Raw genomic sequence first — 22,756 nt, 5'->3', positions numbered from 1 at the left:
CCGCTTGCCCGCCTCCCGCCGAGGACCCGCCGGCTGGGCGGGTGGTCAGGGAGTGCTAAGTGAGTGATGGGTGAGCTGGGAAAGAGGGGTCAATTACGCTCAATTACGCTCAATTACGCAAGGGGTTGCGTAGTTCCGAGTTATTGCGGCACAGAGGTTTAGGCCTCAATTACGCAAATACGCAAGGTCTTTAAGCCCCGGAACGGGGAAAAGAAAGCTCCAGCATGAGGGGTGGAGATGCTATATCCTGGTAGATATAGATTTATATATAATATATATTATATATTATTATATTTATATATATATTATCTTCAGATAGCAGGACAAATCCCCCCTGCAAACCCGCCGGCCTCAAAGAAGCTGCGTATTTGCGTAATTGAGGCTTAAGTGATTGGGGGACAGTGGGTCGCAAGTACGCAACCCCTTGCGTAATTGAGCGTAATTGAGCGTAATTGACCTTGTCCGGGGGGTGGTGATTTGCGGAAGAGGATCGGAATCATCAGGCTACAAAGCCCCGCCCCTTGGCGTAACCCGTATCGCGTAACCCCTTTCCCAATGTGGGGAGTGGCAGGCGTTCATCAGTTCGGAGTGTTTGGCCCTGCCGCCGAATTTGTTCATCAGGGTTTCGACGACCTTGCGTTCTTTGGCGAGCTTGTCCTTTCCGTCCATGAGGGCGAGGAGGGGCTCGACGTTTTTCATATAGAAGGCTCTCTTTCAAACCAAGTGGGTGATTGGAGCGTCCAATCCGGATGCACGAGCAGAGGGTTGCCGATCTTGAGAATCGGCAAAGGCAGCAAGGCTGCCTTCAGAAGATGTCTGTGACAACCGTCGCTGCTGACCAACCCCGCCGCAGGTGGGGTGAAGGACAATAGACGGCGGCTTCAGCCGTCGTGTTTCATGATCAGTCCATCCATGTTTCATGGCCCCACCCCCTCTGCAAACTCAGATTCTGAGTTTGCTGAGGGGGTGGGGAATTCTGGCCAGATAAATATGAACTCCATATAAACCCGGGATGAATCCCCCCGCCTATTGTCCTGCACCGGTTGAAACCGGTTTCTATAAAGGTGTAGCGGTCTTTGACCGCTGTGGCAAATCGGAATTTGCCACCCCTTCAATCTGCGTCTGAATATCTGACCCACTTGGTTTGAAAGAGAGCCAAAAGAAAGCCCGGAGTGGGAACCCCGGGCTTTTTATCTGCGGTGTCCGGGCAAATCAGGCTTTCCGGTATTTCTCCAGTTCCCGCATCAGTTCGGGATCGGCCACATAGACCCTGGCGTTCTTATTGTTGGGCCCCTTGACAGTTTCGACACGGATGGCTTCGCGGTCGAGCAGGCTCTCGATGTTTTCCTTGAAGTCCTTTTTGCGCATGTGGGAGGCGTTCATCAGTTTGGAGTGGGCGACCCTTCCTCCGTAGGTGACGGTGATGAGCTCGATCAGCTTGCGTTCGCCTGCCAGGGCGCTTTGCTCGTCCAGCAGGGCCAGCAGGGGAGTGGTGTTGGCCATGTAGTAGTCGCAGAGGTAGAGGGCTTCCCTGGCGGTCTTTTCGCTCACTTTGAGGCTGTTGAACAGCTTGGGGCAGGTGCCCGAACGCACGGCCGCGCCCAGATCTCCCGGATGGCAGGCGAGGGTGTTCAGGATGGAGAATTTGTAGAAATAGCCATCGTGAACGCGGGTGAAATAGCTCATCAGGGTGTCGTTGCGTTTGTCGAAATACTCGCGGTGGCGCTGTAGGTATCGCTCGTCGCGCAGCGCTTTGGCCGCGGGGGAAAGCTCCAGAAGCTGGGTAAAGGGGATCCCCCTCCACCATTGGAAGAGTTCCCTGTCAAAACAGGCCAGCCTCTCCTCCATCTCCTTCACATCGCGCACCTCCAGGTTCAGTTGGCTGTAATCCACCTCCCCCATCACAAAGAAGACCATCCTCTGCAGAAAGCCGCTGAGCTGTTCGGCCCCGATGGCCATGTGCTTCATGAACCAGCCTTCGGTGGAGGCGGTTACCACGGACAGGGCGGGATCGTTGATGATATCGGTGCGTTCGAGGGTTTTGACCACGCGGTCCTTGTTGTCGTAGATATCGGTGATATGCTGTTTGTAGCCGGCATTGTAGTTTTTGCTTATGTCGGCCATCCAGCCGGAGAATTCGTTCTGGAGCAGCAGACGGCTGGGATTGATGGCCAATTGTGATAGGAGCACGGAAAGGGTGGAACTGGTCACGACCAGGGTGCGCAGGTTTTGGTCATCGACGGAACCTTGGCGCAGGTCGCGCTCGAAATCCCGGATCGTGTAGCGGGCATAGGAAATGGCGGTGGTTTTGCGGGCTATTCCGCTGGGGCCGATCACGCAGCTCCAGATGTTGGGATAGAGCCGGCCGGTGTTGTTGTACATGTGCACCCTGTTCCCCGCGTTCACGCCGCAGAAAGGAAGCCAGGCCGTGAGCAAAAGCCCCGGGCGGGCATCCGTGCAGCTGGTGGCTATCTCCAGATAGCGGTCCATGAATTCGGGCAGGCGGGAGCGGTCGAGTTCGGGAGTGATCTTCCTCCCAAAGAGTTGCAGCAGTTCGTTTCGCATATCTTCCTCCATAAAGATGTGTCCACATTCCAGCTTGGAGGGTCCCGGACACAGGCCGCCTGGATTGTGAACCCCCGCCGAGGGAGTTGCGCAGACACCGGGAATGCCCCTCCGAAGCTGATGAATATGGGCTCCATTCTGGCTGGGGAAGGGTATCTGTCAAGGGGATTCTTTGCTTTTTGCAATGTTTTTTTGGAAAGTGTATGCGCATGCCTGGCAAGGATTTGGAGGCAGGAAAAGAGCGTCATTCCGGGGCTGGAGGCAAGCCTCTGGAGTGGGCCTGTTTAGAAAAAGGGGGATCCGCAAACAAGGGATCCCCCGCTTATATGGTTCGTTATTTGATCAGGGCATGATCGCTGTCACCCGGTAGAAGAAGACGTCTCCCGGCAGGGCCTGGGTCCAGTAGAGGTTGGTGGTTGAGCCCACGTAGGTGAAGGTACCGTCGGGCGTGGCGCTGCGGTAGATCTTGTACTGTGTGGCCGCAAGCGGATAGGTCCAATCGAGCCGGATTTGGTTCGTAGCCGTGATGTAGCTGATCGCAAGGTCGGCCACGGGCGGAATTCCGGTTCCCTGCCAGAACAGGCGGCCGTAAGTGTCCTGCTCAAAGGCCGGACCGCCGAAATCTCCGCTCCAGTTGGCGAAATAGACCTGGCCGTTGTTCGCTGTCTTGGAGACGTTGTAGGCCCCGCTCCAGGTGTTGGCAGGGAAGGCGGCCCCATTCACGGTGAAGGACTGGTCGTTGTTTATCTGGAGCAGTTTCCCACCCGCAGAACCCAGGCGGAAGGTGCAGTCGTTGAATGAATATTCCGAGTCCACGACCGCCCCGGGCTTGATCCAGACGCCATTGGAATTCATGTATTCAAAGATGGCGTAAGAGGCGGCGATGGTACTCCCGGATTCGACGTTGAAGGCGTAGTTTCCAGCACTTCTGGTGATCATGGCGGCATTGATGGAATTTCCGACCACCACCAAACGCCCGCCGTTGTTTACATTGAGCTGCTTGGCTGAGGCCATGCGCAATACTGCTGCGGCATTGAGAGACATCACCCCGTTGATGTTCACATTGCCGGCACAGCTAAACTCCTTGCCGTTGAAGTACAGGATACCGGAAGCCACGGTCAGGTCCCCGGTGCTGTTTATGTTTGTTCCCAACACAGCAATGTTGTTGCGCGTAAGCTCCCTCTGGTTTCCTTCCCTGTCGGTGATGAACTCTGGCTCTGTGGGCTCGCTGGCTTCCAGGGCCGCGGCATCGCCTTTGTTCACGACTATGTTGTGCAATGTTCCGCCGGCATTGTACAAATAGCCATCGATGGGTCCCACGAACTCCAAGGTTCCACCGGATGGGGTGAAATCACTCCGGTAGCAATTGAAGTTTCCGTCGGTCCGGATCGTGCCCCCGGTGATGTTTTCGGTAAGGGCATAGGTGTCGGGAATGTAGATGCCGTTGTCGTGCCTGTGGATCAATCCCGCGCTCATGTTGATCTCCCCCGTGCCGATCCAAGGCCAGTAGGAACTTCCGTTCCCGCCGTAGAGGTGCAGTTCGCCGCCGGAAATGTTCCATGTGCCGGCCATGTCTATGTATTGTGCCGCATCCTGATGAAGGTGGATGTATCCAGAGCTGAGGTTGATGGTCCCCTGGATGAGGGGGTCAGCCAGATCGTTGGCAGTGAAGCTGCCGCCCGTGACGTTCAGGGTGCCCTGGGTCCAGTCGTAGGATGCGCAGACCAGGCTGCGGGTGCTGGCAAGATTGAGGTTGATGGTTGCCAGGGTTTTATTCAGTTCGATGGCGTGGAAGACCTCGTTTGCATAGATAGTGGTGTTGGCATTGCCATCGAAGACCACCAGGCCGGTGCCTTCGTTGAAAGCAGACTCGCCGACATAATTGTACCAGCTTCCCCGCACGTTCATTTGGGCGGGTGCGTTGAATGTTCCGGCCGAGATCATGAAATAGCCGTTGATATCCAGGTCTGAAGCCGCAGTGACATTGTTGGTGCGGGTAATCTGAGTTGTCCCGCCTTCCCGGTCGGTTTCGAAGATCGGGCCGGTGTCGCCATCCCGGGTGCTGGATTTGTTGATCTTGACCGAGTTGAAATTTGAGCCAACGCCGTGGCTCAGGTTGCTGTCCGTTCCGCCCACCATCTCGATGAGTCCGCCGGTGGGGTTGAAATCGGTGCGGTCACCGTAGAATTCCCTATTCACCTTGATCGTCCCCCCGCTTATGGTGTTGGGGAAATCGGCGTAATATGTATTCACAAAGACGCCCTGGTCTTTGAAGTCCAGGATGCCACCGGTCATGTTGATGGAAGCGGTGGTGCTGTAGGGCCAGTAACTGGCTGTGGAACCTCCGTAGACGTTGAAGGTGCCGCCGTAGATGTTGAGGTTGCCCTTGAGGTCGATCCAGGTATCTGGGGCAGGATTATAGAGGTTTATCGTCCCCCCTGTATTCAGCCACCAGCCTCCGGCGATACCGTTGTCAGCCAAATCGAGGGCGGTGAAGGTGCCGGTGATGACGTCTATTCCGCCCGAAACCCAGTCGTATTGGGCACAGGTGACCACGGCAGAGGTGCTGTTCACCCTAAGGGCCGCTCCACAATCCACTTTCAGGATGTTGAATGTCTCGCTGTAGTTGCAGTATTGGTGGCTGGTACCATTGAAGGTGACGGTGGAGGTTCCTTCACTGAAGGCCGTGGGGCCCACCACGTTGATCCAGTTCCCGCCGACATTTATCTCATACGCGCCAGCACTCAGCACTCCGCTTTCAATGCGCAGATCTCCCCTGACTGTCAGGTTGTTCTGCAAAGTGGTCGTTCCGGTCGAGCTGAAAGTGATGTTGTTCACATAGCAATTGGGGCCTTGCAGGTCGACATACTGGGTTGTTCCATCCATGATCAGGGTATTGTAGTACATTTTGATCCCGTAGGTCGTGGTGGAGTTGTAATCCCTGAGATAGAGGCCTTTCAAATATACATTGCCGGTGTAATAGCAATAGGTGCTGCTTCCCTGATAGTTCCAAAGGCTACCGTTGATCACCAGGTCGTAGGTGGAATCGTCGTGGATGATCAGGGCCAGACCATCGCCCATGTCCGACCTCAGGTTGTGGATCTGGGTGGTGGGGCTCTTGTTGATCAGATGGCAATGCGAGGAAGTGCCGTTAAATTCCAGATAACCCATGGCCAGTTGGACGTTGGAGCCGTTGTTGAAGGTCATGTGTCCGCGGACGTAAATTTCCGCGGTAGCATTGGTAATCGAGGCGGTTGAGTTAAGCCCCCAGGTGACGTTGCCTCTGATATCAAAATCCGTGGCATGGGTCATGTTCAGCTGGCCGCCGATGGTCGCGTTCCCGTAGATGATCAGAGAGTAGGCGCCCACAGTGAAATTGGCTCCGCTATTGACCGTTAGGTTTCTGGCATATCCTACGGAAGTGGAGGTAATGGGATAACGTGTGCATCCGCTGGGGATCAGGACGTCTTTGGTGCTGCTGGGAGCGCTGCCAGCATTCCAGTTTGAACCATTGCCCCAGGCGGTCGAGACAGTTCCGGTCCAGATGTGGCCGGCATAGATATTGCCAACGTAGGTAACCCGGTTATGGGCGGTGACCGTTATGGTGTATTCCCGGAATGCTGGGGGCGTAATGGTTGCAGTGAAGTTTCCCAGATAATTGGCATATCCGCGGGCAGTGATGGTGTTGCTATAGGTGATTCCCACATAGGCATAGGGAACTCCCGTGGCAACCGATACGGTGGACGCCTCCCCGACATTGATGGTGCTTGTGTGGGTGACGGTCATGGCGATCGGGGTCTTCGTCCGCATCAGCATGGAGGCGTCGCCGAAAATGTTCCAGGTTTTGTACATGTCGGTTGCAGCGGGGTAATCATCCAGCATCTTGCAGGAGCCGTTGAAGAACAGGCCGCCCACGGTTTTCTTGGCATCCGCGACCAGGAGGTCCACAATCTCATCCTGGGCGGCCATGGGCGGATTCCAGGATTGATTTACGGAACTGCCGTAAAAGGCGATCGCCCCTCCGCCTGATTTGCGCAGGAAAGCCTCTGCCAGACAGGTGTAGCTGACGAAATTGCCGTTCAGGCAGGCGACACTGCAGATCACCGGCGTCTTGACGCCGTTGGTGAGGTTGCCAACGTCTGTGTTGCTGAACCCCGTGGTGGAAAAACCCTGTGTCCAGCCGTGGCCGCAATAGTTCATCAAACTGCTGCCGCCATTGAGGCAAGAGCTCAAATAGGCGGCTGTGTCGTTGCCCTGGTTGGGATAGATGCGGTCTACTATTGTATAGCCATAGCCCAGGAGATCATTGCGAATGTTATCCATGTGCTGCCAGTCATATTCTCCGTCGTCGCCTGGACCCTCTGCGGAAGCAACGCCGGTTGCCCACGGCATCCAGGTCTGGGAGGTGTTAAAGTCCCTTTCCCAATTAAGGACCTTGTTTACCTGGGTGGTCACATCAGCGGCAGTGGTGGCGGAAAACCGGCTGACAAAGATATCCGGATAGCTGTCCGTGCCGGAAACCAGCGCATAGACAGGGTCCGCTCCGCCTCCGCCGACACTCAGGGTCGGGATCTGGGCGGCGTCTCCCACAAGTTGGACAAATGTTACGGATGTGTCTGTGTTGTACCTGTTCTGGATAAAGGTCTGCAATTGGGCGGCACTGGTTGCCCCTGTCTGGCTGTAAGAATAGGAATAGGTGGGAATGCCTTTCTGGCGCTTCCACTCGAAATAGGGAGTGATTGCAGCTTCAAAGGCGTCGTGGTAGATGATCACCAGTTTGCCGAAACTGTCGCTGACGGAAGTATAGCGGGAATCAGACCAGTTTAGAAAGTGGTTCTCATAGATCCCCAGGAACTCCCGCGATATTTCGTCCCTGGAAGTGGTCAGGACATTGACCGTGTCCGTCCCCTCCGCGTATACGCGCACCTTATAGGACGTGTAGATACGCAGGGTCCGGGTCACTGGATTATAGGCAAAGGGCACAGTCTTTACCACGATGCCCCGGAAATCCCTCATGATATAAGGTTCCGACAGCGTGGCGACCTGCGCGGGATAAAATTCGTCGCGTTCATACATTCTGTCGAAGGTATAAGGAACCGTGGCCGGATCGATGTTACGGGTCAGATCCCCTTTGGATGGCGCGATGGGCAACTCGATGTCTTCATATTGAAGGTCGTAAACTTCAAGCTTCGTCAGCGCCTGGTCATCGATGATGATGCTTCGGTTGAAGGCCGGGAGTTCGGGAAATCCCGCATCCAGCAACTTGCCTTCCTTGGCCAGGCCTATCTGGTACCACTCCTCCCCATCGATCTCCAGCTTGGTTGTTTCATATTTTCCCAGATTGAATTGGATCAACGTCTCGTTCGAGGTTGAAGAGAGGACTTCCGCTGAATTGATTCCGTTGCCGACCAATACGGTTTCGGCAACAAGAAGCGGCATCAACATGAGCAACAAGGGTAGAAGAATCAAGCGACGCATAATAACTCCTTTGTTCACTTGGAACCTTGGGATGAATTGCCGACCCTGATGTAAGAAAATGACACACAACCTCCATGGCTGTTGAACAAACCCAAGTTGACAACATCTGGCAAAACGAGGCCCAGCCCCGTATTCCGGATATCGCAACCAATCATACTCAAACTCCTTGTTCGTGTTCTTCAAACAAAAAAACACTTTGATTCCCTTACAGGCCAATCCTGAACTTATGTCAAGTATTAAATGAGCAAAAAAATTAGCAAAGTTGCTCCACTGTGGAAATATATCTACTGAGTGGCCCATCATTATTTATCAAGGTTGCAGAATGGCGTTGCTTTTCAAACAAGATATTTGCTATTCTCCCAGATTCTTGCCAGATAATTGCTGCATCCAGACAGAACCGTTTATGGGGTTCACGCATCACTGAGTCTGTAGCCAGAAGAAATTTTGGGCTGCTGGCCGGGCAGATCCAATGCCGATTTACCTTGACAGATATGGGCGGTAAAAATGTCATATCATGAAAAGCAAAATCCGACATAATACATACCTGCCCTTCACGGGGCAGGGGGAGAAAATAATGAAGTACTTTAGAAAGCTGATCGGGGAAAAATGCTACCTTTCGCCCGTATCCCTCGAGGACGCCGAACGTTACACGGAATGGCTGAACGACTTGGAGATCGGGCAATTCCTGCTTTCCAGCTCCACGGTCTTCGACCTGGAAAAGGAAAGGGATGCCCTGAAAAACCTGATGAAAAACGACGTCGTGTTCGCGATCGTGGAAAAGGACACCAACAAGGTGATCGGCAACTGCGGACTGCACGAGGTCAGCAACGTTCACCGCCGCGCCAATTTTGGCATCTTCATCGGGGAAAAGACCTATTGGAACCAGGGCATCGGCACCGAGGCCACGGCCCTGATCATCGACTATGCCTTCAACATCATGAACCTGAACAACATCAGCCTGGAAGTGGTGGCCTACAACCAGCGCGGCATCCGCTGCTATGAGAAGGTGGGCTTCAAATATGTGGGTCGGCGCCGCGACTATATCTTCATGGCGGGCAAATATCACGACGTGATGATCTACGACATCCTGGCCTCCGAATTCAGCAGCCCGTTCGTGAACAAGGTCTTTGAACGCAGCACCAGTGATGAGGCGGGCCGCAGCAAGATAACCATAGCTTAGGCTGCCACAGACCGCCGCAGCTTCCCAACAGCCCGATGTTCCGCAACATTCAAGGACAAACCAGCGCCCTGCAGATCCTGAGGCTGGCGATGGAAAACAACCGCGTCGCCCAAGCCTATCTGTTCCACGGCATGGACGGCGTGGGCAAATTCACCACCGCGCTCTATTTCGGGATGGCCCTGAATTGCCTTTCCAAGAGCGAATTCCGGCCCTGTGGTGTCTGCAGCTCCTGCCGCAAGTTTCTGGCCTTTGACCATCCAGACCTGCTCTACGTCTTCCCCACCCCGAACCTCCAGTTGAGCCTGGATGGGGAGATAAAGAGCGCGGAGGGAAGGCGTGAATATGAGGCATACATCCGCAACAAGATCGAAACACCCTGGGAAGACCACCAGTTCAGCGCGAACATCATGATCCGCGTCGAAAGCATCCGCTGGCTGATCAAGCGGCTGGACATCAGCAAATATGAGGCCACGCAAAGGATCTGCATCATCGAGAACGCCGACCAGATGAACATCGAAACCTCCAACGCCTTCCTCAAGACGCTGGAGGAACCGCCCCCGGACACGGTGATCATCCTGATCACGAACAACCTCTCCGGCTTGATGCCGACGATCATATCGCGCTGCCAGCCCATCTATTTCCAGCCCGTCACGCCCCAGGTGATCGAAGGCATCCTGATGGAGAAATTCAACGCCTCGCCGGAACAGGCCCGCACCTCTTCCCACATTGCCGACGGCAGTGTCAAACGGGCCATCCACTTGGTCAAAGGCGAATCCAGCGAACTGCGGGACCGGGCTTTCGAAATCTTCCAGATGGCCGCGGAGGACAGGGAACTGGCATATTTCAGATCGTTGCAGAACCTTCCGGCGCGGATGAAAGCTGAGAGAAGCATCGAACTGATCCGTTACATCTGCCTCTTTGCGCGGGACTTGAACCTGGCTGAGAGCGCTCCCGGGCAGATCGTCAATATCGACAAGCAGGACTATTTGCTGGAGGCCAGGGCCAGGCTGGGGCTGGTGGATGACGCCGTGTTGACGGACAGGGTGCTGAATTTCCTGCGGCTGATGGAGGACTACATCCGCAAGATCCGCGGCAATGTAAACCTCCAGTTGGTGATGATCAACCTCCATACCCAATTGAGAGGCATCTTCCGCGCTTGAGCAGAACCATGTCCGAAAAGAAACTCGCCAAGAACATCAGCATCATGTCGGTGGCCATCTTCCTGAGCAGGATCATGGGCCTGGTCCGCGACCAGGTGATGGCGTTCTGCTTCGGCACCACCTTTCTCAACGACGCTTTCGTGGTGGGCTTCCGCATCCCCAACCTGCTGCGCAGCCTGTTCGGCGAAGGAGCCCTTTCCGCTTCCTTTGTGCCCATCTACAACGAACTGGGGGTCCACGAAGACAAGCGCCGGCAGATGGATTTCGCCCTCCAGGTGTTGGGCATCCTGGCCTTCTTCCTCTTCATTTTAACCGTGTTGGGGATCATCTTCGCGCCCCTGATCGTTCGCGTCATCTATCCCGGCCTGCCTCCCAGGACTTATTCCCTGGCCGTCATCCTCACCCGGATCATGTTTCCCTACCTCACCTGGATCGGGCTATCTTCCACCATGATCGCCATCCTCAATTCCCACGACCGCTTTTTCATGACCGGGCTCTCCTCCGCCCTGCTCAATCTGGGCATGATCCTTAGCCTGGTGCTGCCCCGCTTCGTGTTCGGGATCGAAGGCGTGGCCCTTGTCCGCTGGGGCGCTTGGGGCGTTTTCGCGGGTGGGTTTTTGCAGACCGTCATCAATTTCCCCTATTTGAAGCAGCTTGGCTATCCCTTCAAGCTGATGCTCAATTTCGGCGGCGAAGCGCTCAGGACGATGTGGACCCGCTTCGTCCCCTCGCTGATCGGAGTGGGGATCCGGGAGATCAACCTGATCGCGGACAGCCTGATGGCGTCGTTTCTGGCCGTGGGAAGCATCTCCGCATTGGAATACGGGAACCGCCTCTTCCACCTGCCGTTGGGCATTTTCGCCATTTCCACGGGGATGGTGCTCTTGCCCACCTATTCACGCCTGGTGGCCAAACAGGATTTCGGTGAGCTATCCAAAAATCTCCGCTTTGCCGCGGTCAGCCTGGCCTACGTGATGCTGCCCGTGACGGTGCTGATCATCACCTTGGGTGGCGATCTGGTCAAGATCCTCTTTGAACGTGGCGCCTTTGACGCCAAGGCCACTCTCTGGACGACCCAGGCCTTGGTCTTTTACTCGCTGGGCCTGATCTTTTTCAGCCTCAACCAGACCCTCACCCCGCTCTTTTTCGCCAACAAGGACACCCGCACCCCGGTGCGCGTCGCTGCCGCGATGGTGGGGCTGAACATCGTCCTCAATTTTGTTCTGATGCAATTTTTGCAGCATCGCGGCCTGGCCTTTGCCTCTTCGATCACCGCGATGGTCAATTTCTTCCTGCTGCTGCGCCTGCTGCGCAAGAAAATGCCCCAGGTAGACTTTTCCGGGATCCTGCCCAATATCCTCAAGGCCCTGCTGATCTGCGCGGTCCTATTGGCACTGCTTCTGGCCGCCAATCAGCTCATCCCGCCCCTGGGGACCGGCTTGCTCATCCTCAAGGATGCCGGACTGGTCGCCCTCAGCCTGGCTATCTTCTATCTGCTGGGCCTCTGGCTGAAGCTGGATTACCTGCGCAGCGCCCTTTCCCTGGTATGGAAAAAACGCCTGAACTGATCGAGCAAAAACTCAAGTTCCTGCCCGAGCAGCCGGGGATCTATATCTGGAAAAACGCAGCCGGGGAGGTGATTTACGTGGGCAAGGCAAAATCGCTCAAAAACAGGATCAAGTCCTATCTGAGCGGATCGCCCAAAGACATCAAGACCGAGCAGCTCGTCAAACACATCGCCGACCTCGATTACATCATCACCCTCTCCGAGCAGGACGCCTTCATCCTGGAAGCAAACCTGATCAAGCGCCACAAACCCAAGTACAACATCAATCTCAAGGATGACAAGCGCTATCCTTTCGTCAAGATAACAGTTCAGGAACCCTTTCCCCGGATAATGGTCACCCGGGACGTGGTCAAGGACGGATCGCGCTATTTCGGGCCCTTCACCGACGCCAAGTCGCTGCGCTTCACTCTGCGCAATTTTGAATGGATCTTCCCCATCCGCTCCTGCAACCGCAATATCCCTGCCGATAAGGTCCGCTACAAGAATGCCTGTATCAACTTCCAGCTGGGGAAGTGCCCAGCTCCCTGCATTGGCGCTATCTCCCAGGCAGATTACCTGCGCATCATCAAACGGCAGATGAGCTTCTTCGAGGGCCGGCACCAGGAGGTTTTGGATGAGCTGCGGTACGAGATGAACACGCTTTCCGAGGATCTCAAGTTCGAGCAGGCTGCCAAACTGCGCAACCGCATCATTGCCATCGAACGCATTCAAAAACGCCAGGTGGTCTATGCCCAGGACGCCCGCAATACAGACGTGATCGGCTTTTACCAGGAGGAGAACATCGCCGTCTGCGTCGTGCTCAGGATCATGGGTGGAATGGTGGTCAACCGCGAGGATTATCCGCTCTCAAACGTGGAACAGAGCACTCCGGAACAGATCCTGAGAGCCTTCGTGCAACTCTACTACGCGGATAGGGACGAACTTCCGGACGAGATCCTGCTTCCCCATGAGCCGTCTGAAATGGAAGAACTGAACCTCTGGCTGAAAGGCAAGCTCAGCCTGCCCCAACGCGGCGAGAAAAGCAAACTCCTGGCCATGGCCAAACGCAATGCCTTCCACCTGATCGAAGAAAGGAAACTCGCCCATCTGCGCAGGGCCAACCGGACGGTTTTCCCCATCCAGGAACTCAAAGAAAAGCTCGCCCTGCCCAGGCTGCCGCGCAAGATGGTCTGCATGGACATTTCCACCATCCAAGGCACGGACACCGTTTCCTCCGCCGTGTTCTTCGAAAACGGCAAGCCCAAAAAGAAGCTCTACCGCCATTTCATCATTCGCAGCCTGGATACCCAAAACGATTTCGCCGCCCTGCAGGAAACACTTTCACGATTCCTGCAGGAGATCCAGAAAGACGAGGCGATGCTGCCGGACCTGCTGATCATTGACGGAGGCAAAGGACAGCTCGCCGCCTGCCTGGAAACCTTGGAAAGCTCGTCCCGGACTGATATTCCGATCATTTCCCTGGCCAAGCGAGCGGAGGAGATCTACGTTCCGCACCGCTCGGAGTCCGTAATCCTGACCCGTTCCTCATCAGCCCTGCGCCTGCTGACCGCCATCCGCGACGAGGCCCACCGTTTCGCCATCAACTTCCATCGCTCCCGGCGTTCCAAACGCACCCTGATCAGCGAATTGGAGGACATCCCCGGTATCGGCGAGCAGACCAAATTCCTCCTCCTGAAAGAACTCGGCTCGGTGGATGAGATCAGCCAGGCCAGCATCGACAAGCTCAGATCCATCAAAGGCATCGGCGAGAAAACCGCCCGGCAGATTCACGCTCATTTCCATGCTGATTCCTCAAATCAGTAAACTTAGACAATCCACTGATTTCATCATTTTATAGTCAATTATCAGTCTTACCAATATTATTCACTGAATGAGACTGCCAGCAATAGCCTGGCCTGTATTCATCTGAGGTGCATAATTATCTCTGCTGCTGTTATTAAATAGCTTGACAAATCCGGTCTGCTGAATTATATTGCACTTAGAAGAAAATCAATCGAGAAAAGAGGAAAAAAACATGATGCAACTGTACCCCAAACCCCGCAAGAAGTCTGTGATGCCCACAGATTACAAAGTGAAGATACTCACGGCGGCCATCAAGGTCTTTGCCCAGAAAGGCTATGTCAACACCACCATGTCGGACGTCGCGATCCATGCCAAGGTCGGCATCGGCACCCTTTACAACTATTTCAAGAACAAGGACGATATGCTGCTGCAGTGCATGAAAAAGACGATCGAAGACGAGATCATGCAGATCCAGGAAGAAACCGACAAGATCAAGGACCCGATCGACAAGCTGCATCAGTTCTTCCTGAAACACGGAGAACTGATCGTCAGCAAGCCCTACATCGCCAAATTCCTGGTGGTGGAGCTGCGCCAAAGCGAGAGCTTTTACAAGCGCAATCCCTCCTATAATCCCATGCATTACTATTTCGATTACGTGAGAGGGATTCTCAGTGAATCGATGAAGATCGGCCGCATCCGCAAGGTCGATGTCGATGCCCTCACCTACATGCTCATCGGCGCCATGGACGTGATCTTCACCCAATGGCTCATCAGCGGAAAAACCCTGGAGATCAAACCCCTGGTCGACAATATCAGGGCGATCCTGAAAGTGGGCATCGGCACCTCAGCATAAGCCAACCCATCAGGCTTGATGAAGCCGGGTTTTAACCATACTTTGAGGGACCTGTACAAAGGTACGCTAAACATGGCGCGGCGGATCCTTGGGCTATTGCCCGTGATCCCCGCGCTCTTTCTTTTGGCTTCGGTAAGTGGGCAAACTCTATTTGCTCTTGAGGTTCCGTTCTTCGCGGCCTTTCATTCGGACAACCATGCCGGTTACCATCCCGATCGCGACATCCGCAAGCTCGACTGGGACGAGAGATACCTGCTCAGTTTCGGGATAGATGATCTGCGGTGGCGTGATTTTGGCTTTGGCCTCGAGCTGACTTCCCGACCAAGTTTCATCCGGCAGCAAGTCCTGATCGACAGCCTGGCCATTACCTGGGCCCGCGATTCCTTTGCCCTGGCCGGAATGACCAAGCCGCAGGGCATCGGAAGGGATTACTTCTTCCAACAGCGGTTCGTATTTGATCCAGAGTATAACTCTTACCAATATGCTCATACCCGATTCAATGGTTTGGAATTCACCTACCTGCGCCAGGAAACCAAGTTTCAGGCCGGAGTCGGAGGCAATGTCCACAACCTGGCCATGGCCCATCTGGCTGCCTCCGGAAGCGCCAAACAGCTGCGATGGGGATTGCGCCTCGATGGCAACGCACGGGACACGCATTGGACCACTCCCAGTTTCATGCCAACGCTGAGCGTATCCTATCTGGGCGATGATTTCACGCTCCGGACCGATACAGCCTACAAACAGGTCCTACCCCAGGCAGACAAGCCTTCCCATCAGGAAATCTTTCATGCCTCCGAAGCCAGCTACGTCAGGACCGGTTGGCCGAAAGTGCTGCTGGGCTTCCAGTACCTTGAGCGTGACCACGCTCCCCGGCATAGCCTGGGCCTTGAAGCGGCCTTGATCTTCCGAGCCAGCCAATTCTCACTTTCCCCCGCCTACCATTATAAGGTCGTGGATACGATCCAGATCCACAAATTCGATCTGCTCTCAGAATGGAATCCCCTGCCCCAGATCAGGCTTGGGGCCTATGCTTCCCATGAAATACCCGATACCCATAAAACACTTTTCACGCTGGGCTTGCAGAGTTCTCTGCGCCTTGGCCCTTAGCCTCGCCGGAGCTTCCTGCAGGATCACTGCTCCGTCAGCAAACGGAGCCCCGATCGTCTGCATCACCTTCGACGACGGCCATCAGAGCGTTTGGGAACATGCCCTGCCTGTTCTTCAAGACCACGGCTTTCCGGCCACCAACTTCATAAACAGCGGCCGAGTGGGCAACCCCAATCTGCTCACCTGGGACCAGGTCCGCAGCCTGGAGATCGGCCACGGCTGGGAAACAGGGGGGCACACGCTCGATCATGAAGACCTGGCCCAGCTAAGCTACGAGCAAGCGGAACTGGCCATAAACCTGGACCTGGAAAATCTTGTGGCCCAAGGCCTCGATCCACGTGGTTTTGCCCTGCCAGCGGGAGTCTGCCCGGCTGAGTATTACGATATCATCACCCGTCAATACGATTATATCCGCAGCATTGTCGATATGTCCATGCATCAACCTCTGAACCGCTACGCCCTGGGCTACTTTCCCTTTCACACGGGTTGGACCGCCGGACACCTGATCACGCGCGTCAAGCGGGGCATTGCCAATGGCGAGGCCCTGATCGTGCTGGGGTTTCACACAATCGGGGCCGAAGGTGGCTACAATGCGGATTGTCCGGTGCCGGAATTTGCCAGGATCATCGATTACGTCGGCCAGACCGGCCTGCGGGTGATGACCCTGTCCGCCGCGCTGGAGGAATTGGGAGCCCTGGACTGAAGATTTTGCTTGTCAAATGGCTCCGGCTTTTTAAAATGGGAAAAAACAGCAAAGAGGATGTAAAATGAAGCTTTCTCAACGCGCATTGGAGATCCAGGCTTCCCCGATCCGCAAATTGATGCCCCACGCTGTCGCTGCCAAAAAACGCGGTATCAAGATCTATCACCTCAATATCGGCCAACCGGACATTCCCACGCCCCAGGCCATGATCGACGCCTATCATGGCTTTTCCGAGAAAGTGCTGGCCTATGGACCATCCCAGGGCTTGGACGTCTACCGTCAGGGCCTTGTGCAGTATTATGCCAAAAACGGAATCGATTTGGCGGAAAACGAGATCATCGTGACAACGGCTGGCTCAGAGGCCATCACTTTTGCCATGCTGGTGGTCTGCGAAGTTGGCGACGAGATCATCGTTCCGGAACCTTTTTACACCAATTACAACGGTTTTGCCACCATGGCCGGTATCAACCTGAAACCGATCACGACCAGGGCCGAGGATGGCTATCAGCTTCCCTCCAGCGAGGCCATCGAAGCCCTCATTGGGCCAAAGACCAGGGCGATCATGATCTGCAGCCCGGGCAATCCCACGGGCACGGTTTATTCCCGCGAGGACATCTTCCGCCTGGGAGGCATCGCCAAAAAGCATGGCCTCTACCTGATCTCGGATGAAGTTTACCGCGAATTCGTTTACGACGGGCTTGCCCATACCAGTATCATGCACGTTCCCGGACTGGAGGAAAACGCCATCCTGGTGGACAGCGTTTCCAAGCGCTACAGCGCCTGCGGCGCCCGGATCGGCTGCATCGCTTCGAAGAACAAGGCGATCATGGAGGCCACCCTCAAATTCGCCCAGGCCAGGCTCTGCCCCGCCACCGTGGACCAGCTTGCCGCCAACGCCTGCGTGCCCCTGGGAGAGGAATATTTCAACGAGATGATCGGCGAATACGAAGCCCGCCGTGACCTGGTCTATGACGTTCTGATGCAGATCCCCGGGGTTGTTTGCGTCAAACCCAAAGGCGCTTTTTACATCCTGGCCAAGTTTCCGGTGGAAGACTGCGAGAAGTTCGTTATCTGGCTGCTGGATGAATATTCCATCGATGGCGAGACCGTCATGGGCGCTCCCGCAGAAGGTTTTTATGCCACACCCGGCCTGGGCAGGAATGAGATGCGCCTGGCCTACGTGCTGAACGAGGATGAACTGCGCAAGGCGATGCGCATCCTGACCCAAGGCATCCAGGAATACAACAAAGCAAGGTAAATCCCAAACAATGACCATGGTGGTGATATGAAAACGAGTCTCAAGATCACGCCCTATATCTATCTTCTGCCGGCTTTGGTGCTGGTTGTCCTGTTTCGCCTGGTGCCGATCGTCATGTCTTTCATCATCAGCTTTTTTGAATTCAGGGTGACCGGCAGCGGCGATTTCATCGGCCTGGCCAAATACGCTGAGATGTTTCGGGATGCCGAGTTCTGGCAATCGATGCTCAACACCTTTTGGCTGGTCGCTTTCGTGGTGCCCGCCAGCATCGTTTTCCCACTCCTCTTTGCCGTGCTGCTGAACCAGATCAAGTTTATGAAAGGATTCTTCCGCACGATCTATTTCATGCCCTTCGTCACCTCCCTGGTGGCGATCTCCATTGTTTGGAAGATCATCTACGCTGAGCAGGGCGGACTGGCAAACACTTTCCTGGGTTGGCTGGGCATGGAGCCACTGCTCTGGCTGGGAGAGCCGAAAGGGATCTTTACCCTGCTCTTCTCCTCGTTGGGAGTTCAGATCCCTGCCTGGATGGGTGGTCCGTCGCTGGCCCTGGTCAGCATCATCATTCTGACGATCTGGAAAAGCCTCGGCTACAACACCATCATCTACGTGGCGGGATTGCAGAACATCTCCAAGGTCTATTACGAGGCGGCCGAGATCGACGGGGCCAATAAGTTCCGCCAGTTCTTCAATCTGACCGTGCCCCTGGTCTCCCCCACCACTTTCTACGTGCTGCTGATGACGACCATCGTCAGCTTCCAGACCTTCGCCCAGGTCTATCTGATGACGGATAAGGGCGGACCCCTGGGCACCACCAAGCTGATCGTCTATTACATCTATGAAAAGGGCTTCGACGACCTCGATATGGGCTATGCCAGCGCGGTCGCCCTGGTGCTCTTCGTCTTCGTGCTGGGACTCACGATCCTCCAGCGGCGCCTGGAAAAACACGTGAACTATTAGGGAGGAGAGCATGCATCCCATCATCAGCAAATCCATCATCTACTTCCTCCTGGCTGTCTGCGGCCTGTTCATGGTCGTCCCTTTCATTTGGATGATCTCCACCTCCCTCATGACCCAGTCGGAATTCAACAAGAACGACGCGATCTTCATCCCCAAGGAGGAATACTACGTCTGGAACAAGGACGGAGTGGAGCACAAGATCATTTTGGTGACGGAAAGAGGATCGGAGAGCGTCATCCATGTTCTGGACGAGAACAACCAGATAGCGGCTGAGTATCCTGAATACATGAGCGTGCCGTCCTCCGAGATCGAGTTTGTCAAGAAGAAGCCCAGCATCCATCTGGACAATTATACCAGGGCCTTCAGGCAGGTTCCCTTTGCCACCTATTTTGCCAACACCATCTTCGTGTCGATCGTGACCCTGATAGGCGTCTTCCTCACCTCCATCCTCGCGGCCTACGCCTTTGCCAGAATGGAATTCAAGGGCAGCGACTTCATCTTTTACCTCTTCCTCAGCATGATGATCGTGCCTCAGCCGGTGTATCTGATCTCTTCCTACATGCTGCTGGACAAGTTCAATTGGCTGGACACCTATTATGCGCTGATCGTGCCCTGGTGCGTCAATATCTTCACCATATTTTTGTTCCGGCAGCATTTCAAATCCCTACCCCAGGAGTTGTTCGACGCCGCCTCCATCGACGGCTGCAGCACCTTCGGGATGCTCTGGCGGATCGTTCTTCCCCTTTCCAAACCCATCATCGCCACGGCTTCGATCTTTTCCCTGATCTCCAGTTGGAACAGCTTCATGTGGCCTCTGGTGATGGTGGACCGTCCTGAATTGCGGGTCTTGCAGGTGGGATTGAGCTATTTCAACCAGGAGGCCTCGACCCAGACCACCTTGTTGATGGCCGCTTCCACTTTCAGCATTTTGCCCATCCTCATCCTCTTTTTCATCGCCCAGAAACAGATCATAGCCAGCTATTCACGCTCAGGCCTGAAGGATTAATCTTTTGCGGAGAATCAAATGAGTAAAGCCAAACCAGACATCAAGCACATCAAGCGCCAGATCCAAAAAGCTGGGTCAGCGCCCAAAGGCAAGCCCGAATACAAGGTCCCCGAAAAGCCCGTGGCCGTCGACGAAAGCGAGTTCCGGCCCCAGCCGCTTGTCCCCAGAAGGATCAACACCATCGTCGCCTGGGCAGTTTTCGCCTTCGCACTCATCATCTACCTACTCACCCAGGCGCGCTCGCTGTCCTTTTGGGATTCCGGGGAATACGCCACCTGCATCAGCATCCTGGGCGTGCCCCATCCTCCGGGAAACCCGTTCTACATCATTTTCGGCCGCGCCTTGGTGGCCCTCTTTGGCGGAATCCTGCCCCATGCCTGGATCGCCGCCTTCATCTCCGTCCTCACCTCGGCCTTTGCCGTGATGTTCACCTATCTGATCACTGTGCAGCTCACCAGCATGTTCAAGATCAAATACTGGGAATCCATTTTCGCCGGAGTGATCGCCGCCCTGCTGACCGCCTTTTCCTTCACTTTCTGGATGAACGCGGTGGAAGCGGAGGTCTATTCCGGGCTGGTCTTCTTCGTGAACATCATCATCTGGCTCACTCTGCTGTGGGTGCAGAAATCGCGGGACTTCCACAAGCAGAACTACCTGCTGCTTATCCTCTATCTCTTCTTTTTGGGATTCTGCGTGCACCAAACAGCTTTGCAGATCGCCCCCGCCATCCTGTTCATCGTCGTCTATCCCCTGATGATCAGTGGCCTCAGGAAAGGCAACTTCTGGTACAAATTCGTCGGCTACGGCGCCGCTTTGATCATATCCTACCTGATCTTTGGCGCGATCGGCAGAAGCCTGAACATAGACGCCTTCGACCAGATGGGCTTCGCCCTCTGCGTCCTGGTGCTGATGTTCATCGAACTGCGCCATGTGTTCGACAAACGCCTCTGGTTCCTGGGCTTCGCGCTTGTCCTGATCGGTCTTTCCGCCCACGTCTATCTGCCCATCCGGGCTGCCGACCGGCCCTTCATTAACCTGGCCGATCCCAGCACCTCGCAAAGGTTCGATGACTATATCCAGCGCCGCCAATACAAAGCGGAGCAGGAAACCTCCATGTTCGTCCGCCGCGGCAATCTCATCACCCATCAGCTCGATTACCATTTCCTGCGCTATTTCGGCTGGCAGTGGTTCAAGGCCGACAGCGTGAACAGATGGGCGAAGATCCCCATAGGCATGGTCAAACTGCTGGGCGGATTGCTGGTCACCTTCCTGGGCCTCTTCGGCGCGGTGTTCCACGCCCGCAAGAACAAGCACAGCTTCCGCTATTTCCTGGCCATCTTCATCTGCACCTCCGTGTTGATGGTCTTCGTGATGAACCTTTCCTCCTCCGAAGTGCGCGACCGCGACTATTTCTACGTGGTCGCCTACAACATGTGGGCGATCTGGATGGGCATCGGCGCCTTGGGAGTGGTGCATCTGATCCAGAGCAAAGCTGCCAAATACGCCATGATCGCCATTTTGGGGCTGCTGCCCCTCTTCAACATGGGCGCGCAATATCTGGAGCACGACCGCTCGCGGGAATTCATCGCCCTGGATTACGGGGTCAATTTCCTCAATTCCCTGGAGGAGAACGCGATCATCTTCACCAACGGAGACAACGACACCTATCCGATCTGGTATGCCCAGGCGGTCGAAGATCCTTTCGTGACCGAACATATGCACCCATCCAGCGGCATCTACCCCACTCCCCAGTCCCAGGCCGCGATCGCCCAAGCCCTGGCCATCAAAAACGCCCAACTGAAAGGCATCCGCAAGGATGTGACGGTCGCCAATCTCTCGCTGCTCAACACTTCCTGGTACATCCGCCAATTGCGCGACCTCGAAGGAGTGCTGATCAACCTTTCCGAAGAGCACATCGACTCCCTGGACGACAGGCGCGGCCTGTTCCAGGACTATCTCTGGAAGGATACGGTCACTTTCAATGCCGGCGATCCGTCCGGAGAGAGGAATTTCACCATCAATTACCTCGAAAACTACCGCAAGCGCGAATCCGACGGCGGTTTCTACCCCCAGCGCGGATCTGACTTCGCCGTCATCCAGATCATCAGGGAAAACTTCGGCAAGCGCCCGATCTATTTTGCCGTCACCTGCGAAAGCAACGTTGGCTTCGACGATTACCTGCGCAACGAGGGCATGGTCAGCCGCCTCGTCCATTACAAGGATCCCGATGGCCAGCAGATCAACATCGAACGCCTGCTCGCCAATATCGACGAGGTCTACCAGTACCGCTCCATCTTTGACGACCGGGTTTTCAAGGACGACAACATGAGCCGCCTGATCATGAATTACGGCTCCGGCTACACCCGCGCCGCCATCCATTTCACCAAGCAGAAGGAATTCGACCTCGCCCAAGCCTACGCGGAAAAGGCCAGACAATACATCGACAACGAACTGAGGATGACGGAATATTACATCCGGCTCTACGCGGGAACCGGCCAATGGGACAAGGTGGACCAGTTCATCGAGGTCAACATCTTCCCCCATCCCGACGCTGTGAGGATCTACAACAGCTATGTCCTCAACATCTTTGTCCAGGACTACCCGCGCCAGTTCACCAATTACATGCAGAAATTCCTGCTCCGTTATCCCAACGAGATAGATTACGCCACCCTGGCTTTTTACTATGGCGAGCGTTACGACCTTAGGACCGAGGTGGAGGCCATGTTCGATTCCCTGCAGGGAAAACTCGGCTACACCTGGGACGACATCTACAGATACATGTACGGGGCGATGTCCGGCCAGTCTGGCACCGATCCGGGCCTCTTGGAATTCCAATAGGGCTTGGGCCTCTTTCCTATCGGGGGACATGCTTTTTAAGACCTTTGCACATAGACTCTCTGGAAAAGGTCTAAAACTAGGGGTAGAACTCCCCCGAAAAATAGTTTACGATATCTGCAAATAATTCTTGACAAATTAGATAGCTATACTTATTGTCACTCCATTACAACGATGGAGTTTACCATGAGAACAGACAAAATGACCATGACCGATTACGAAATCCAGAACACTTTGGCCAAACTGGACCACTTTCTCCTAAAGTTGGATGAGAACATCAATTGGCACAGAGTAAAAGAGAC

General features: G+C 54.9%; 14 protein-coding genes. 11 read left to right on the top strand and 3 right to left on the bottom strand.

Annotated features, from left to right (window positions below; all coding sequences use genetic code 11):
* Nucleotides 1-504 precede the first annotated feature (504 nt).
* The 3 genes from K0B87_05095 to K0B87_05085 form a co-directional block, all read right to left on the bottom strand.
* Complete coding sequence (locus K0B87_05095) at nt 505-699, bottom strand: hypothetical protein (GenBank protein MBW6514113.1); 195 nt, start codon at nt 697-699, stop codon at nt 505-507.
* 513 nt (nt 700-1,212) lie between these two features.
* On the bottom strand, nt 1,213-2,565 hold the full coding sequence (locus K0B87_05090) for a DUF3987 domain-containing protein (GenBank protein ID MBW6514112.1): 1,353 nt from the start codon (nt 2,563-2,565) through the stop codon (nt 1,213-1,215).
* A gap of 342 nt (nt 2,566-2,907) precedes the next feature.
* A complete protein-coding gene (locus tag K0B87_05085; protein ID MBW6514111.1) occupies nt 2,908-8,043 on the bottom strand; it encodes a hypothetical protein in 5,136 nt (1,711 codons plus the stop codon).
* A gap of 574 nt (nt 8,044-8,617) precedes the next feature.
* Between K0B87_05085 and K0B87_05080 the strand changes: the two genes are divergently transcribed.
* The 11 genes from K0B87_05080 (at nt 8,618) to K0B87_05030 (ending at nt 22,457) form a co-directional block, all read left to right on the top strand.
* The gene (locus tag K0B87_05080; protein ID MBW6514110.1) at nt 8,618-9,223 is read left to right on the top strand and encodes a GNAT family N-acetyltransferase; all 606 of its coding nucleotides are present in this window, start codon (nt 8,618-8,620) and stop codon (nt 9,221-9,223) included.
* 35 nt (nt 9,224-9,258) lie between these two features.
* Complete coding sequence (locus K0B87_05075; protein MBW6514109.1) at nt 9,259-10,383, top strand: DNA polymerase III subunit; 1,125 nt, start codon at nt 9,259-9,261, stop codon at nt 10,381-10,383.
* Nucleotides 10,384-10,391: 8 nt separating this feature from the next.
* Nucleotides 10,392-11,951, top strand: coding sequence for a murein biosynthesis integral membrane protein MurJ (gene murJ / locus K0B87_05070; protein ID MBW6514108.1), 1,560 nt, complete (start codon nt 10,392-10,394; stop codon nt 11,949-11,951).
* Nucleotides 11,930-13,753, top strand: coding sequence for an excinuclease ABC subunit UvrC (uvrC, locus tag K0B87_05065; protein MBW6514107.1), 1,824 nt, complete (start codon nt 11,930-11,932; stop codon nt 13,751-13,753). The genes murJ and uvrC overlap by 22 nt, the downstream gene beginning before the upstream one ends.
* A gap of 211 nt (nt 13,754-13,964) precedes the next feature.
* The gene (locus K0B87_05060; GenBank protein ID MBW6514106.1) at nt 13,965-14,585 is read left to right on the top strand and encodes a TetR/AcrR family transcriptional regulator; all 621 of its coding nucleotides are present in this window, start codon (nt 13,965-13,967) and stop codon (nt 14,583-14,585) included.
* A gap of 18 nt (nt 14,586-14,603) precedes the next feature.
* Nucleotides 14,604-15,692 (top strand): hypothetical protein, encoded by a 1,089-nt coding sequence (locus K0B87_05055; protein MBW6514105.1) that lies wholly within the window; start codon nt 14,604-14,606, stop codon nt 15,690-15,692.
* A complete protein-coding gene (locus tag K0B87_05050; GenBank protein MBW6514104.1) occupies nt 15,682-16,395 on the top strand; it encodes a polysaccharide deacetylase family protein in 714 nt (237 codons plus the stop codon). Before K0B87_05055 ends, K0B87_05050 begins: the two co-directional genes overlap by 11 nt.
* A gap of 64 nt (nt 16,396-16,459) precedes the next feature.
* Nucleotides 16,460-17,653, top strand: a complete 1,194-nt coding sequence (locus K0B87_05045) for a pyridoxal phosphate-dependent aminotransferase (protein ID MBW6514103.1) — start codon at nt 16,460-16,462, stop codon at nt 17,651-17,653.
* Nucleotides 17,654-17,680: 27 nt separating this feature from the next.
* On the top strand, nt 17,681-18,613 hold the full coding sequence (locus K0B87_05040) for a sugar ABC transporter permease (protein MBW6514102.1): 933 nt from the start codon (nt 17,681-17,683) through the stop codon (nt 18,611-18,613).
* Between the two features lie 10 nt (nt 18,614-18,623).
* Nucleotides 18,624-19,619, top strand: coding sequence for a carbohydrate ABC transporter permease (locus tag K0B87_05035; protein MBW6514101.1), 996 nt, complete (start codon nt 18,624-18,626; stop codon nt 19,617-19,619).
* Nucleotides 19,620-19,637: 18 nt separating this feature from the next.
* Complete coding sequence (locus K0B87_05030) at nt 19,638-22,457, top strand: DUF2723 domain-containing protein (protein MBW6514100.1); 2,820 nt, start codon at nt 19,638-19,640, stop codon at nt 22,455-22,457.
* The last annotated feature ends 299 nt before the right edge of the window (nt 22,458-22,756 follow it).

It is taken from the genome of Candidatus Syntrophosphaera sp. (assembly GCA_019429425.1).
Lineage (GTDB): Bacteria > Cloacimonadota > Cloacimonadia > Cloacimonadales > Cloacimonadaceae > Syntrophosphaera.
This window is presented reverse-complemented; position numbering and strand designations above follow the sequence as displayed.

Bases quoted from the DNA above. Each gene is read 5' to 3' on its own strand.
- K0B87_05095 (MBW6514113.1), bottom strand. From the start codon at position 699: ATGAAAAACGTCGAGCCCCTCCTCGCCCTCATGGACGGAAAGGACAAG.
- K0B87_05090 (MBW6514112.1), bottom strand. From the start codon at position 2,565: ATGCGAAACGAACTGCTGCAACTCTTTGGGAGGAAGATCACTCCCGAA.
- K0B87_05085 (MBW6514111.1), bottom strand. From the start codon at position 8,043: ATGCGTCGCTTGATTCTTCTACCCTTGTTGCTCATGTTGATGCCGCTT.
- K0B87_05080 (MBW6514110.1), top strand. From the start codon at position 8,618: ATGAAGTACTTTAGAAAGCTGATCGGGGAAAAATGCTACCTTTCGCCC.
- K0B87_05075 (MBW6514109.1), top strand. From the start codon at position 9,259: ATGTTCCGCAACATTCAAGGACAAACCAGCGCCCTGCAGATCCTGAGG.
- murJ (MBW6514108.1), top strand. From the start codon at position 10,392: ATGTCCGAAAAGAAACTCGCCAAGAACATCAGCATCATGTCGGTGGCC.
- uvrC (MBW6514107.1), top strand. From the start codon at position 11,930: ATGGAAAAAACGCCTGAACTGATCGAGCAAAAACTCAAGTTCCTGCCC.
- K0B87_05060 (MBW6514106.1), top strand. From the start codon at position 13,965: ATGATGCAACTGTACCCCAAACCCCGCAAGAAGTCTGTGATGCCCACA.
- K0B87_05055 (MBW6514105.1), top strand. From the start codon at position 14,604: ATGAAGCCGGGTTTTAACCATACTTTGAGGGACCTGTACAAAGGTACG.
- K0B87_05045 (MBW6514103.1), top strand. From the start codon at position 16,460: ATGAAGCTTTCTCAACGCGCATTGGAGATCCAGGCTTCCCCGATCCGC.
- K0B87_05040 (MBW6514102.1), top strand. From the start codon at position 17,681: ATGAAAACGAGTCTCAAGATCACGCCCTATATCTATCTTCTGCCGGCT.
- K0B87_05035 (MBW6514101.1), top strand. From the start codon at position 18,624: ATGCATCCCATCATCAGCAAATCCATCATCTACTTCCTCCTGGCTGTC.
- K0B87_05030 (MBW6514100.1), top strand. From the start codon at position 19,638: ATGAGTAAAGCCAAACCAGACATCAAGCACATCAAGCGCCAGATCCAA.